Source organism: Nocardiopsis sp. Huas11, from assembly GCF_003634495.1.
Taxonomy (GTDB): domain Bacteria; phylum Actinomycetota; class Actinomycetes; order Streptosporangiales; family Streptosporangiaceae; genus Nocardiopsis.
This window is the reverse complement of record NZ_RBKY01000001.1, coordinates 849,809-863,706: the sequence shown is the minus strand read 5'-3', so window position 1 is coordinate 863,706 and position 13,898 is coordinate 849,809. Positions and strand designations below refer to the sequence as shown.

At 72.1% G+C, this 13,898-nt stretch carries 12 protein-coding genes; 5 read left to right on the top strand and 7 right to left on the bottom strand.

Translation table 11 applies throughout. The features are described from left to right. Positions 1–833: 833 nt before the first annotated feature. The 4 genes from DFP74_RS03835 to DFP74_RS03820 all read left to right on the top strand — a co-directional run bounded on the left by DFP74_RS03835 (position 834) and on the right by DFP74_RS03820 (position 5,051). Positions 834–1,451 carry an ATP/GTP-binding protein gene (locus DFP74_RS03835; RefSeq protein ID WP_121180429.1) on the top strand — a complete coding sequence of 206 codons (618 nt, stop codon included), beginning with the start codon at positions 834–836 and terminating at the stop codon, positions 1,449–1,451. A gap of 86 nt (positions 1,452–1,537) precedes the next feature. Further along, a complete protein-coding gene (gene secA2, locus DFP74_RS03830) occupies positions 1,538–3,835 on the top strand; it encodes an accessory Sec system translocase SecA2 (RefSeq protein WP_121188016.1) in 2,298 nt (765 codons plus the stop codon). Between the two features lie 169 nt (positions 3,836–4,004). Next, positions 4,005–4,274: a DUF6406 domain-containing protein gene (locus DFP74_RS03825; RefSeq protein ID WP_121180428.1), complete on the top strand. Its 270-nt coding sequence runs from the start codon at positions 4,005–4,007 to the stop codon at positions 4,272–4,274. A 471-nt stretch (positions 4,275–4,745) separates the two neighbouring features. Next, entirely contained in the window at positions 4,746–5,051 is a 306-nt protein-coding gene (locus DFP74_RS03820; RefSeq protein ID WP_121180427.1) for a Dabb family protein, read from the top strand. 248 nt (positions 5,052–5,299) lie between these two features. Here the strand turns inward: DFP74_RS03820 and DFP74_RS03815 are convergent, their stop codons facing one another. The 6 genes from DFP74_RS03815 to DFP74_RS03790 all read right to left on the bottom strand — a co-directional run bounded on the left by DFP74_RS03815 (position 5,300) and on the right by DFP74_RS03790 (position 11,346). Next, the gene (locus DFP74_RS03815; protein ID WP_121180426.1) at positions 5,300–5,668 is read right to left on the bottom strand and encodes a hypothetical protein; all 369 of its coding nucleotides are present in this window, start codon (positions 5,666–5,668) and stop codon (positions 5,300–5,302) included. A gap of 422 nt (positions 5,669–6,090) precedes the next feature. Beyond that, complete coding sequence (locus tag DFP74_RS03810; protein WP_121180425.1) at positions 6,091–7,014, bottom strand: cytochrome d ubiquinol oxidase subunit II; 924 nt, start codon at positions 7,012–7,014, stop codon at positions 6,091–6,093. A 17-nt stretch (positions 7,015–7,031) separates the two neighbouring features. Further along, positions 7,032–8,297 carry a cytochrome ubiquinol oxidase subunit I gene (locus DFP74_RS03805; RefSeq protein WP_121180424.1) on the bottom strand — a complete coding sequence of 422 codons (1,266 nt, stop codon included), beginning with the start codon at positions 8,295–8,297 and terminating at the stop codon, positions 7,032–7,034. A gap of 238 nt (positions 8,298–8,535) precedes the next feature. Further along, positions 8,536–9,210, bottom strand: coding sequence for a response regulator transcription factor (locus tag DFP74_RS03800; protein WP_121180423.1), 675 nt, complete (start codon positions 9,208–9,210; stop codon positions 8,536–8,538). After that, positions 9,207–10,400 carry a sensor histidine kinase gene (locus DFP74_RS03795; RefSeq protein WP_121188015.1) on the bottom strand — a complete coding sequence of 398 codons (1,194 nt, stop codon included), beginning with the start codon at positions 10,398–10,400 and terminating at the stop codon, positions 9,207–9,209. Before DFP74_RS03795 ends, DFP74_RS03800 begins: the two co-directional genes overlap by 4 nt. A 94-nt stretch (positions 10,401–10,494) precedes the next feature. Continuing rightward, positions 10,495–11,346 (bottom strand): spermidine synthase, encoded by an 852-nt coding sequence (locus DFP74_RS03790; protein ID WP_121180422.1) that lies wholly within the window; start codon positions 11,344–11,346, stop codon positions 10,495–10,497. 224 nt (positions 11,347–11,570) lie between these two features. On the opposite strand from DFP74_RS03790, the gene DFP74_RS03785 reads away from it, so the two are divergent. Further along, positions 11,571–13,307 (top strand): proline--tRNA ligase, encoded by a 1,737-nt coding sequence (locus DFP74_RS03785; protein WP_121180421.1) that lies wholly within the window; start codon positions 11,571–11,573, stop codon positions 13,305–13,307. Between the two features lie 113 nt (positions 13,308–13,420). Here the strand turns inward: DFP74_RS03785 and DFP74_RS03780 are convergent, their stop codons facing one another. Continuing rightward, complete coding sequence (locus DFP74_RS03780) at positions 13,421–13,870, bottom strand: ferritin-like domain-containing protein (protein WP_199725472.1); 450 nt, start codon at positions 13,868–13,870, stop codon at positions 13,421–13,423. Positions 13,871–13,898 lie beyond the last annotated feature (28 nt).

Genomic DNA, 13,898 nt, shown 5'->3' with positions numbered 1-13,898 from the left:
GGAGAGAAGTCGGATGGTCACGGCCCGTGGGCCGAGCCCATTCTAGGCCGTGCCCACGAGGCCGCCGCGCTGCCCGCGCCCAGGCCGATGGCAGGCGACGGGCGGATGACGGGTGGGGCGACCCGCGGCCGGAGGCCGTCCGTTGAGGGTGGTTGCCCGGCCCCGCGCGAAAGCGCCCTCCGGGCGACGGCGGGCGACGGCGGGCGATGGCGGGTGACGGGTGGGCCGCCACCGGCCCACGTGGACGGTTGTGGGCCGGTGGGGCGCTGGAGCGCCGTCCCGAGCGAAGGGCCCGGACCGACACCGAAGAGCGAGGCGTCGGTACCGGCCGGTCGCCCCCTGGGCGTCGCCGAGGCTCCCGCGGAGGGTCGCGTCCTCGTGCCAGGAGTCCGGATGACCGTGTGTCGGCGGGTGCCTGTCCTCCACCGTAGACTCCGCCGCCGGACCCGGACAGGGATTGGCGCGGCCGAAAGCGGCCGGAAGCGGTCGCTCGCACAGTCGTAAAGTGCCGCTGCGAGGGTACAGATGTGTGCCTGCCCGATCACCCAGTGTTCCTCGGGGGGTCAGGTCCGGGAAAATCGGGACCTTCGGTCCCCGATCCGCCCGAAACCGACCCTTCCCTGCTCATGACCCCCGTACTCGTCCCGTCACGGAACGCGGTGAACCACGTCTCGTCGCCGACTGTTCGGAAACGCCGCCCGGAGGCTCCGGCCGGTGTTAGGTTCCAGATGCGGCGCCCCGCGGTGGTTCGGACCGGGGGAGAGTGCCGTTCCCCTCAGCTCCGGGCACTCTGAGCCGCACGGCCGCGCCCGGCTCTCCCGCTAGGACACACCGTGAATGAGCCAGCCAGTAGTACGCACACCGTCCACGCACCCACCGGACTGTCGACCAAGATCATCATCGCGGGTGGCTTCGGCGTCGGTAAGACCACCTTCGTCGGCACCGTCTCCGAGATCCCACCGGTGCGAACCGAGGCGGCCGTGACCGCGGCCAGCGCGGGCGTCGACGACCTCTCCCACACCCCCGACAAGACCAGCACCACGGTCGCGATGGACTTCGGGCGGATCTCCCTGGAGACCGACCTGACCCTCTTCCTCTTCGGAACCCCGGGCCAGCAGCGCTTCTGGTTCATGTGGGACGACCTCGTCCGGGGCGCGCTCGGCGCCGTCATCCTGGCGGACGTGCGGCGGCTGGAGGACACCTTCCAGGCCCTGGACTACTTCGAGCGCCAGTACCGCCTGCCCTTCGTGGTCGCCATCAACCAGTTCGACCCGGAGTACGCCTACGGCGCCGACGAACTCCGCGACGCGCTCGACCTGCCCCCCGAGGTGCCGGTCGTCTACTGCGACGCGCGCGACAAGCAGTCCGTGGTCGGAGTCCTGGTCACCCTCGTCAAGCACGGCATGGCCTTGGAGGCCCGCCAGCGCTCGCGCGGCCAACTCGTCCGGTGATCCGCCGGCCCCGGTGAGGCGGATGCGGCACCCGAGGGGAACGAAGGGGTTGTGTCCGGCGTTACTCTGGCGTGGTGTTCGGACGAATGGCCGACAGCGTCCGCCGCCTACTGGGCAAGCCCGGTGCGGTGGACCTGAGGCCTTATACCAAGCTCCTGTCGGCCATCGAGGACAAGGAGGCGGAACTGCGTGAGCTCGACGACGCCGAGCTGACGGAGACCGCCATCGAACTCGGCAACGCCGAGCTCCCCTATGAACGCGACGACCTCGTGTCGCTGTGCGCGGTCGGCCGTGAGGCGGCTCGACGCGCCCTCAACGAGCGGCCGTTCGACGTCCAGCTGCTGGGCGTCATGGCGCTGTTGGACGGGCACGTCGCCGAGATGGCCACCGGTGAGGGCAAGACCCTCGCGGGCGCCCTGGCCGCGGCCGGATTCGCGCTGCGCGGCCAGCGCGTGCACCTGGTGAGCGTCAACGACTACCTCGCCAAGCGCGACGCCGAGTGGATGCGCCCCCTCTACGACCTCCTCGGCGTCACGGTCGGGTGGATCAACGAGGACTCCACGCCCGCGGAGCGCCGCGACGCCTACTCGTGCGACGTCACCTACGCGGCCGTGACCGAGCTGGGCTTCGACGTCCTGCGCGACCGCATGGTCACCGACGTCGACGAGCGCGTGGTCCCGCCGCCCAACATCGCGATCGTCGACGAGGCCGACTCCGTGCTCGTGGACGAGGCGCGCGTGCCGCTGGTCCTGGCCGGCGCGGCCGAGAGCCAGGTCGGCGACGTCGAGATGGCCGACATCGTCCGCCACCTGCGCCCGCGCCTGCACTACACGGTCGACGCCGAGGGCCGCAACGTGCAGCTCACCGACGACGGCATCGACGCGGTGGAGAAGGCGCTGGGCGGGGTCGACCTCTACTCCGAGGACGACACCTCGATCCTTCCGCAGGTCAACCTCGCCCTGCACGCGCACGCGCTGCTCCAGCGCGACGTCCACTACGTGGTGCGCGACGGCGAGGTCCGCCTCATCAACGAGTCGCGCGGGCGCATCGCCCTGCTCCAGCGCTGGCCGGACGGCCTCCAGGCCGCGGTCGAGGCCAAGGAGAAGGTCGAGGTCAGCGAGACCGGCGAGGTGCTGGACTCCATCACCGTGCAGTCGCTGGTCCTGCGCTACCCCAGGCGCGCCGGCATGACCGGTACCGCGATGGCGGTGGCCGAGCAGCTCCGTGAGTTCTACGAGCTCGAGGTCGCGGTCATCCCCTCCAACAAGCCCAACGTCCGCGAGGACCACGGCACGCGCCTGTACGCCACGCGCGAGGAGAAGGAGGACGCCCTCGTCGCCAAGGTGGCGGAGATCCACGAGACCGGGCGCCCCATCCTCATCGGCACGCAGGACGTCGCCGAGTCCGAGCTCCTGGCCGGGCGACTGGCGGAGGCCGGGCTGGAGTGCGTGGTCCTCAACGCCAAGAACGACGCCGACGAGGCGACGATCATCGCCGAGGCGGGCACCCACGGGGCCGTGACCGTGTCCACCCAGATGGCGGGCCGGGGCACCGACATCCGCCTGGGCGGCAGCGACATGGCCGACCGCGACCGGGTGGTCGAGGCCGGCGGGCTGTACGTCGTGGGCTACGGCCGCTACCCCAGCAGCCGCCTGGACGGCCAGCTGCGCGGTCGCGCGGGACGCCAGGGCGACCCGGGCGACTCCCTCTTCTTCGTGAGCATGGACGACGACCTCATCGTCAACAACGCCCCGGAGTCCACCGGGTACAAGACGACCGCCGAAGGCGAGATCACCGACGAGGGCTGGCTGTCGATGGTCGACCACGCGCAGCGGGTCGCCGAGGGCCAGCTGCTGGAGGTGCACCGGAACACGTGGCGGTACAACCAGCTCATCGACGTCCAGCGCGACGTGGTCCTGGAGCACCGCGAGCTGGTGCTGACCAGTGACCAGGGCGACCGGCACGTGGCCGCGGACCGGGCGGAACGGCACGCGGAGCTGGTGGAGGAGCTGGACGAGGAGAAGGTCGCCCGGGCGGCGCGCCTGATCACCCTGTTCCACCTGGACCGCGGCTGGACCGACCACAACGCGTTCCTGGCGGAGCTGCGCGAGGGCATCTACCTGCGCTACCTGGGCCGTCGCGACCCGCTGGACGAGTTCAACCGCGAGGCCGTGCCGGTCTTCAAGGGGTTCCTCGACGACGCGCGCACACGGGCGGCGGAGAGCTTCGAGGAGCTGGAGGTCGTCGACGGCGAGCTCGACGTGAGCACGGTCGGGGTCAAGCGGCCGTCGATGACGTGGACGTACATGGTGCACGACCAGCCGTTCAGCTCGGCCCTCGAAACGTTCGTGGGGCGGCTCAAGGGTTCTCCGTCCAGGCGCTGAATAACTCGAAGGAATCCGCGGCGCGGGTGAGGACCAAAGTCCTCGTCCGCGCTTTCCTTTTGTGGGATAACATCAGCAAGCGTCGTTCGCATGGAGCCCGGAGAATTCACGCGGGGGGTATCGGGCGGCGATTTCAATGGAAACTGAGACGGTTGGGACTGGATCCACTGTGGTGCACGAGGTCGGCGCGCAGGAGAAGATCAGTTACGGGCGGAACGATCGTTTCGTCGGAGGGCCGGTGGGCGGCGGCCACTTCTGGGTCGACGATGACGGCCGTCCGGTCGCCAAGATCGGGGGACCGAAGGAGTGGCGCCCCACTCCGATGATCGACGTTCGCGTCGGTGACGTCTTCACGGTCGGCGGCCAGGCCTGGAGAGTGACCGATATCGTGGACGCGGACGCGCCATCGGCCTATCTACTGGCCACGAGGGTCAGTTGAACAGAGCCCCGGGGGCCTTTACCCCGGGGCTTTTGTCTTGCGCTCGACGGGTGGAATTGCAACCTCGTGCAACCTTTTTGATTTCCGTGACGCAGCGTTTCCATTGGTGAACTCCCTTCCTGTGCGCGCGGCCCCGGCGCCGGGCGGCGGACCGCCGTCTGTTCCGCGTCCGCCCCGGTCCGCAGGCGGGACCGCGACGGCGCGGGGCGGCGCGGGAGGGCGCCGTCGAGGACGGTGGACCGCTCCCCGGCCCCGCGAGCCCCGTCCGCAATCGAGACGTTCCGGTTATCCGAACAGGGGTGTTCGCGTTACCGACCGCTCGTTACCGTCAATGGGACGGGGCGTGCCCCGCTCAAGGCTGAAGGGCCGCCGGTCGTCCGGAGGGCCTCAAGGCCGCCGCATCCGTCGCCCGGGTGTCGGTCCCAGGGGCTGTCCCCCGCCCCTGGGCCTGACGGGAGTAGGTTCTCCCGTATGGCTATTCGACACATCGCACTCTTCCGCTGGCGGGACGACGTCACGCCCGACGGGGTGACCCGGGTCCAGGAACTCCTCACGAACCTGCCCAGCGCCATCCCGGAGCTGCGCGCCTACTCCTTCGGTCCCGACGCCGGCATCAGCGACGGCGCCTTCGACTTCGCCGTGGTGGCCGACGTCGACGACGAGGCCGGATTCGTGGCCTACCGCGACCACCCCGAGCACCAGGCCGCCCTGGGCGTCATCCGCCCCATGATCGCGGACCGCGCGGCGATCCAGTACACGCTCCCGGACGCCAAGTAGATCCTGTTCCACAAATGTCGGCCGGTTGCAGACCGATAGGCCTGTCGCGCATGATGAGCATGCCCGGGGTCTTGCAGTAGAACGCGTTTCAGTATTAGTCTCTGCGTAGTGCCTGGCCCGGTGAGGGCGTCCGGCGGCCCCGCCGCCCGGACGCCGACGGTGGCAGGCGAGTGAGAACCGTCGCCCGTTGAAGCCGGATCGCGCCCCGGCTTCGACGGGCGACGTTCGTCGTGGCCGCTCGGCCGGCCTCAGCGCATGAGGCGGGCGAGCTCGTCGAAGGTGGGACAGGGCCAGGGTTGACGGCAGCCGTGGCACACCTGTCCGCCCGCGGTGTCCGCGTCTGCGTCCGCGTCCGGGCTGTGCAGTCGGAGCAGGTCGGCGCACACTCCCGCCAGGACCGACACCTCCTCGCGCGCGTTCGCGTAGAAGGCCACGTCGTTGATCCGGGCCAGGGCGCTGTCGGTGGCGGGTTCCGGCAGGCCGACCGTGTCGGGCTCCCAGGGGACCGCCCGAGCCGAGCGCTCCTGGATGCCCTGCACGCACCGGAGCAACCGGTCGTGTTCGGAGTGTCGGCCCCGCAGGGGCGTCCGTGGCGCTTGTCGTGTGAACGGCGGCATCGCTGATCTCCCCCAACGGGTGGATACGCAGCTTCGTAGTAACTCAGCGTATACCTATCGTCGCGGAATGTCGCGACACGCGGGGTGTGGCCGTCCGAAACCCCGTGGGCCGCCCTGGGGGACGGGCCCACGGGAACCGGTGTGTCTAGCCGCACTTACCGCCGCAGTTGCACGAGCCGCCGCTCTGGCAGCCGCAGCCGCAGCCCGAACCACAGCCGCAACCGCTCAGCTCCGGGGACGTGTCCAGGGGGTGTGTCACAGTCACTCCTTCAGGGGTCGGCGCCGTCCGTGCGCGATCACGCCGACCTCCGCCGAACCGGAGGGGCGTCACGGACGGTCTCCGAGAGGAAGGGTTTCCGTTCCCGGGCCCGGTCAACCGTTCCCCTGGGTATTGGCCGTTATCGGCCGGGCCCCGGCCTGCACTAGGCGAAGAACGTCGGCACCGGGGCGGGGCGGCGCGCCAGCCGGTACATCCACACCTGGCCGAGCACCATGAACGGCACGGCCGGGGCCAGCATCACCCACACGAACACCGCCGCCGTGGCCGGGACCGGCTCCACCGGCAGCTGCGCGCACAGGGCCGTCAGGACACCCGCCGCGCCCATCGCCAGCGCCGACGTGTGGCGGGAGAGCATCGGTCCCGTCAGCCCGCTGGTCACCGCCAGCACGCCCAGCAGTGCCACGGCCGCCACCGCGGCCACCAACGGCCGGCCGGTCACCACACCGCCCGGCAGCAGGGCGGCCCCCGCGGCCAGGAGGGTGGCGGCCAGCGCCACCCTCGCCAGGACCCGGGTGGCCTGCGCCGCCACGTCCGCGCTGTCGTCGTGGAACTCGCCGACCAGGCGCTCGGCGCCGAAGGACGCGCCGCGCAGCGCGAACAGCGCCAGCACGGCGACCACGCACAGCGGGGTGAACACGCTCGCGGTCGGGCCGTGGGTGAGCAGACCCGCCAGCACCAGTCCCCAGGAGGCGGCGACGCCCCAGCTGCCCGCCACGACCGCCGTGTCGCAGACGGCGCGCCAGGACGGGGTGTCCACCCGAGCGCGCAGCCACAGCCCGGAGTCGCGGACGAGCCAGGCGCCGAGCAGGGCCAGGAGCACCGGACCCAGCTCGGTGACCACGTGGTGGTCCAGGGACGGGAACAGGCCCGCCAGCACGCCGACCGCGGCGACCAGCCAGACCTCCGAGGCCAGGAAGTACGGGGCGATCGCCGCCACCACGCGGCGCCGCTGCTCCGGAGTGCGTGCCACCTTCGGCATCAGCATCCCCAGCCCGATGTCGGCGCCGGCCAGGACGAGGTAGCCCACGACGAACAGGGAGAGAAGAAGAGTGGAGAGGACGTCCATGTCAGGTACTCCGGGTCTCAGAACGAGTGGACGGGGGCGGTGGGCCGCTCGGGTGCGTCCGCGGGGCGCTCGGCGAGCGGACCTCCCCGCGGCCCGCGCCGGGCGAAGCGCACGAGCAGCCAGCACGTGACCACGGCCAGGACGGCGAACGCGCCCGTGAAGAAGGAGAAGGAGACCGCGGCCGCCCCCGGGGACAGGGGGGTCACGGCGTCGGCGGTGGTCAGGTGGTGCACGACCGCCCACGGCTGGCGGTTGGTCTCGCGGAAGACCCAGCCGGCCACGCTCGCCGCGTAGGGCAGGAACGGGGTCACCAGCAGCGGGGCGAGGAGCAGCCTGCGCAGCCCGGGAAGGCGACGGAGCGGCCGGTACAGCAGCAGGCCCACCAGCATGAGCGGACCGAGGAAGAACATCAGCGCCCACATGGTGACCATGAGGACCTCGCTGCCCGTGTTGGCGGACGTGAGCAGCGCTCCGCCGGACGCCGCCTCCTCGATCGCCTCGATCTCTCCGGCGGTGTAGGTGAGCCCGCTGGTGGGCGGCGCCGTGCCGAAGAGATCGAACTGCATACCGCCGAACGCCGCCACCGGGATGGGCAGCAGGCACATGAGCACCGTCGCGAAGACGGCGCCGCGGCGGAAGATCCCGTCCGGGTCGTCCGCGCGCCGGAGGTGGTAGGCGCTCGTGGCGGCGATCACCAGCGCTCCGACCAGCAGCGCCCCGGTGATGATGTGCAGGAAGGCCACCAGCGCCGCTGAGTTGGTCATCAGCGCCACCGGGTCGGTCAGGTGCGCCACGCCGTCGACCATCTCGAAGCCCACCGGGTTGCGCAGGAAGCCGTTGGCCACGAGCACCCACCAGGCGGAGAGGTAGGCGGTGGCGGTGACCACCGCGAAGCACCCGAGGTGCGCCCACCGGCCCATGCGGTCCCACCCGAAGATCCACAGCCCCAGGAAGGTCGACTCCACGAAGAACGCGGTCATCGTCTCCAGGGCCAGCGGAGCGGCGAAGGAGTAGCCGAACATCTCGTGCAGGCCGTTCCAGTTCACCGCGAGCTGGAGTTCCATCACCAGCCCGGAGAGCACGCCCATCCCGTAGTTGACCAGGTACAGCCCGCCCCAGAAGCGCACGGCGGCCATCCGTCGGCGGTCGCCGCGCAGGGTGGCGATGAGCTGGGTGACGAGGATGTAGGGCGCCAGGCCCAGGGTCAGGGTGACGAACATGAAGTGCGTCGCCGCGGTCAGGGCGAACTGGAGCCTGGCGAGCAGGAGGGGATCTTCGAACATCGTGTGCCTTGCGTTCGGCGTGAGGTGGGAACGCTGTCAGCATCCGATGCGGACCCGGGCCGGCACATCGTCCCGGAGGGGTCTCTCGGTGTCCCTCCCGCGGGGTAGCGGTGCCGCGGCCGGTACTCCCGCGGGTGTAGGGGATCGCCCTGAGGCCGCCCCGACCCGGCCCCGAGGGTTCGGGGCGCGGACCAGGGGGAGGGGGAGGGGCCCGTGCGGCCCGCGCGGCCCCGGCCGGTCAGCTCCCCTGGCTCCACTTGGGAGTCACCAGCGCGGTCTCGTAGGCGATCACGACGAGCTGCGCCCGGTCCCGCACGCCCAGCTTCACCATGGTGCGGCTGACGTGGGTCTTGGCCGTGGCCGGGCTGACCACCAGCCGCTGCGCGATCTCCGTGTTGGTCAGGCCCTCGCCGACCAGGGCCAGCACCTCGCGCTCACGCTCGGTGAGGCCGTTCAACCGGACCGACGGCGCGGGGGCGCCGCGGGGGCGGCCCGCGTAGTCGGCGATCAGGCGGCGCGTGATGCCCGGGGACAGCAGCGCCTCGCCCTCGTGCACCACGCGCACCGCCTGCAACAGGTCACGGGGCTCGGTGTCCTTGACCAGGAACCCGCTGGCGCCCGCCCGCAGCGCCTCGAAGATGTACTCGTCCACATCGAACGTGGTGAGGATGATGATCCGGGTCGCGTCGAGGTTCCCGTCGGTCAGGATCCGCTCCGTGGCGGCCAGACCGTCCACGCCGGGCATCCGGATGTCCATCAGGACGACGTCGGGACGCTCGGCCCGGGTCAGCCGGACCGCCTCCTCCCCGTCGGCGGCCTCGCCGGCCACCTCGATGTCGGGGGCGCTGTCGAGCAGCGCGCGAAAGCCCGCCCGCACCAGTGCCTGGTCGTCGGCGAGCAGCACGCGGATCACAGGGGCCTCGTTTCGTCGTGGGGAACGGCGGAGGGACGATCGCCGCCGTCCAAGGGCAGACGTGCCCGTACCCGGAATCCTCCCCCTTCCAGCGGGTGCGCGTCCACCGAGCCGCCGACCATGGCGGCGCGCTCGGCCATCCCGGTGATGCCGTTGCCGGGCACGGGCGGGCCGACGGTGCCGTGGCCGTCGTCGGTGACCTCGATCTCCAGCGCCGACGGCCCGTAGGCGATCCGCACGTGCGCGTGCGAGGCCCCCGAGTGCCGCACCACGTTGGTCAGGGCCTCCTGCACCGTGCGGTAGGCGGCGCTCCCGGTGCTCGCGGGAAGGTGTCGCGGCGTGCCCGTGGTCTGCGCGGTCACGTCGACGCCGCCGCGCCGTGTGCCCTCGACCAACTCGTCGATGCGCTCCACACCCGGGACGGGGGAGCGGGGCGCGGCCTCGTCGACGGCGCGCAGCACGCCGAGGATGCTCCGCAGTTCGGACAGCGTGTCCTTGCTGGTCCGCTTGATGGTGGCCAGGGCCTGGGCCGCGCGCTCGGGCTCGGACTCCATGAGGTAGAGGGCGGTGCCCGCCTGCACGTTGATCAGGGAGATGTTGTGCGCGACGGTGTCGTGGACGTCGCGGGCCAGGCGCAGCCGCTCGTCCGAGGCCCGGCGCAGCAGCTCCTCCTCCCGGGTGCGCTCGGCCTCGGCGGCCCGCTGGCGGTCGGCCTCCTGGTAGTCGTCGCGCCAGCGCAGGACCTCCGCGGTGCACAGCAGGACCAGGACCCACGCGATGACGCCGACGGCCTCGGGGCGAAAGCTCGTGTGGGCGACGAACTCGTAGACGTTCAGGGCCAGGAACTGCCCGATGCCGAGCGTCCAGCCGAACGCGCGGTAGCCGTGCCTGACCAGGGTGTAGAGCATCACCGCGGCGCACAGCATCACCAGGCCGTCGGGATAGCCCAGCGGGTAGTAGACGGTGGCGGCGACCACCACCACGGCCGCGGCCGCGCACGGGAACGCTCTGCGCCACAACACGGGCAGGCACGCGGCCAGGATGAGCGCGTACCCGCAGGGCCAGGGATCCCGGTCGGTGGCGACCGGGTCGACCAGGGTGATCACGAAAATGCTGCCCAGCGAGAGCAGGAGCAGGATCGCCGTGAGCCAGGCGTCGGTGCGCGTGGGGCGCGGAAGTAGTGCTGCCACGATCTCGACACTACGGTCCGCACCTCGGGGTCGCGCGTCGTCCGGGGGGAGGCGGTTCATCCGCCCCGGTACTCCCCGTGGGGTACCCGCACGGTCAGAACAGGTCCTCGGGCGGGGCGGGGGAGTCGGCGGCGTCGGCGTCGTGCACGGCCGAACGGCCCGAGGCGAACCGGTCCAGGTCCCCGCCCTCCACCAGGCGCGCCATCTCGGGGTCGCGGTGCGCGCGGCGGCCCAGTTCGTCGACGGGCAGCGGACGGTGCCCCGCCACCAGGACGAGGTTGCCGAACCTGCGCCCGCGCAGCACCCCCGGCTCCGCGGTCAGGGCCACGTGGGGCAGCACCGCCCGGACCGTGGCCACCTGCCGGCGCGCGTGGGCCAGCGCGTGGCCGTCCCCGACGTTGACCGCCAGCAGCCCCGAGGGGCGCAGGACGCGGGCGGCCTCGGTGTAGTACTCCACCGACGTCAGCCGCGCCGGGGTCCGGGCCCCCGCGAACACGTCGCTGACGACCAGGTCCGCGCTGGAGTCGTGCCGGGCGCCGATCCACTCGCGGGCGTCGCCGATCCCCACCCGCAGCTGGGCCCGCCGGTCCCACGGAAGGCGCCGCCGCACCAGTTCGACCAGCGGCGCGTCGACGTCGACCGCGCGCTGGCGCGAGCCGGGACGGGTGTGCGCCACGTACCGCGCCATCGTCAGCGCGCCCGCGCCCAGGTGGAGCGCGTCGATGGGCTCGCGCTCGGGCGCGACCAGGTCGGCGGCGTGCGCGATCCGCCGCATGTAGGAGAAGTCCAGGTAGGACGGGTCGCTCAGGTCCACGTGCGACTGCGGTGTGCCGTCCACGACCAGGAACCACGACTCGGCGCGGTCGGCGTCGGCGAGCAGCTCCATCCGGGGCGGCCCGTCCGCTTCGGGGGCCTCGTCCTGTGCCCGGATCCCGCGTCTGCCCATGTTCCCGCTCCCCGTTCGGCTACCGCCTCCACGGTAGGACAACCCGGGTGCACCGGCGCCTGGCCCGGAGCGGCGGCGCGGGCTCGCTCATGGCGCTAGCCTGGGAAACCCCGGCCGCCCGTGTGCACACACGGGGGTCCACGGAGCAACCGTGCCGCCGGGGTCCGAGTTCCGAACCCGCGCCCGACGGGCGTGATCACCGAGGAGTGGCCGTGCTACTGCGGATGTCGAACCTGTTCCTGCGCACCCTGCGTGAGGACCCGGCGGACGCCGAGGTGCCGAGCCACAAGCTCCTCGTCCGCGGCGGATACGTCCGCCGCGCCGCCCCCGGCGTCTACTCGTGGCTGCCCCTGGGCAAGATCGTCCTGGAGAACGTCGCCCGGGTCGTGCGCGAGGAGATGGACGCCATCGGCGGCCAGGAGGTCCTCCTGCCCGCGCTGCTGCCCCGCGAGTACTACGAGGCGACCGGCCGCTGGGACGACTACGGCGACACCCTCTTCCGCCTCCAGGACCGCAAGGGCGCCGACTACCTGCTCGGCCCCACGCACGAGGAGCTCTTCACGCTCCTGGTCAAGGGCGAGTACTCCTCCTACAAGGACTTCCCGGTCATCCTGTACCAGATCCAGGAGAAGTTCCGCGACGAGGCCCGGCCCCGCGCCGGAGTCCTGCGCGGCCGCGAGTTCCACATGAAGGACTCCTACTCCTTCGACATCGACGACGAGGGACTCCAGGCCGCCTACGAGGCCCACCGCGCCGCCTACGTGCGCATCTTCGAGCGGCTCGGGCTGGAGTACGTCATCGTCTCCGCCACCTCCGGCGCCATGGGCGGTTCGGCCTCCGAGGAGTTCCTCGCCGTCGCGCCGACCGGTGAGGACACCTTCGTGCGCAGCACGGGGTCCGACTACGCGGCCAACGTCGAGGCCGTCACCACGCCCGCGCCCGCCGCCCGCCCGCTCGAAGGGCTGCCCGAGGCGGTCGTGCACCACACGCCCGGCACCGCCACCATCCAGACGCTGGTGGACTTCCTCAACGGCGCCGGCCTGGGCCGGGACTTCGTCGAGGCCGACACCCTCAAGAACGTCCTGGTCAAGACCCGCGCCCCGGGCTCGGAGGAGTGGGAGCTGCTGGCCGTGGGCCTGCCCGGCGACCGCGAGGTGGACTTCAAGCGCCTGGAGGCCGCCCTGGAGCCCTCCGAGGTCGCCCTGCTGGACGAGTCCGACTTCGCGGCCAACCCGTTCCTGGTCAAGGGCTACATCGGCCCCCGCGCCCTGCTCGACAGCAAGGTGCGCTACCTGGTCGACCCGCGCGTGGTCACCGGCACCGCGTGGGTGACCGGCGCCGACCGGGACGAGCACCACGTCATCGACCTCGTGGCCGGCCGCGACTTCACCCCGGACGGCACCATCGACGTCGCCGAGGTCCGCGACGGCGACCCCTCGCCCGACGGCAAGGGCACGCTGTACACCGCACGCGGCATCGAGATCGGGCACATCTTCCAGCTCGGCCGCAAGTACACCGACGCCTTCCAGGTGGACGCGCTGGGCTCCGACGGCAAGCCGAAGCGGGTCACCATGGGCTCCTACGGCATCGGCGTCTCCCGCGCCGTCGCCTCGGTCGTGGAGCAGTCACACGACGACAAGGGCATCGTGTGGCCGCGCGAGATCGCCCCCGCCGACGTGCACGTGGTCGGCACCGGCAAGGGCGACCAGATCGAGGAGGCCCTGCGCATCGCCAGGGAGCTGGAGGCCAAGGGCCTGCGCGTGCTCGTGGACGACCGCAAGGGCGTCTCGCCCGGCGTGAAGTTCACCGACGCCGAACTGCTCGGCGTGCCCACGAGCGTCATCGTCGGCCGCGGCCTCAAGGACGGCCTGGTGGAACTGCGCGACCGCTCCACCGGCGAGCGCGACGAGGTCGCCCTGACCGAGATCGTCGAGCGCACCGTCGCCGCCTGCCGAGGCTGACCCCGCGAGCGCGGAACCCGCGCGGGAATCCGCACACCGGAATCCGTGGCGCCCCCAGGGGCGCCACGGATTTTGTGTGAGCACAGGGCGGGGAGGACGGTCGGGAGCCGGCCTCAGGCCTGTTCGAATCCGGGCAGCGCGTCCAGCTCCCCGCCCCACGTCAGGGCGCGCACGGTCGTCTCCTGGAGCGCCCTGGCGGCCGTCCAGCGCAGCTCGGCGTCCTCGGAGGCGGTCAGCCACAGGTACGCCCGCGCCGTCGTCCCCTCCAGCTCCACCGCGAAGGCGTCCACGTCCCCGTCGCCGTGCCCCTCGGGCAGGGGGTAGGAGGCCAGCGCGGGCGGCGGGTCCAGACCCCGCTCCACCGCGGCCGCGTGCAGCGCGTCCCGCAGGGCCTTGTGCTTGGCGGTCTCCGCCAGGGCGCGCTCGCGCCGCCCCTGGTCGTCGGCGGTCCCGCCCAGGTACTCGTACCCGTACACCGCCGCGTGCTCGGCGCGCAGCGCCTCGGCCAGCGCGTCCGGGCCGGTGTCGGTCCCCTCGTCGCCTGCGGGAGTCTCGCTCACCATGCTCCTCCTCCTACGTGCCGGGCCGGGG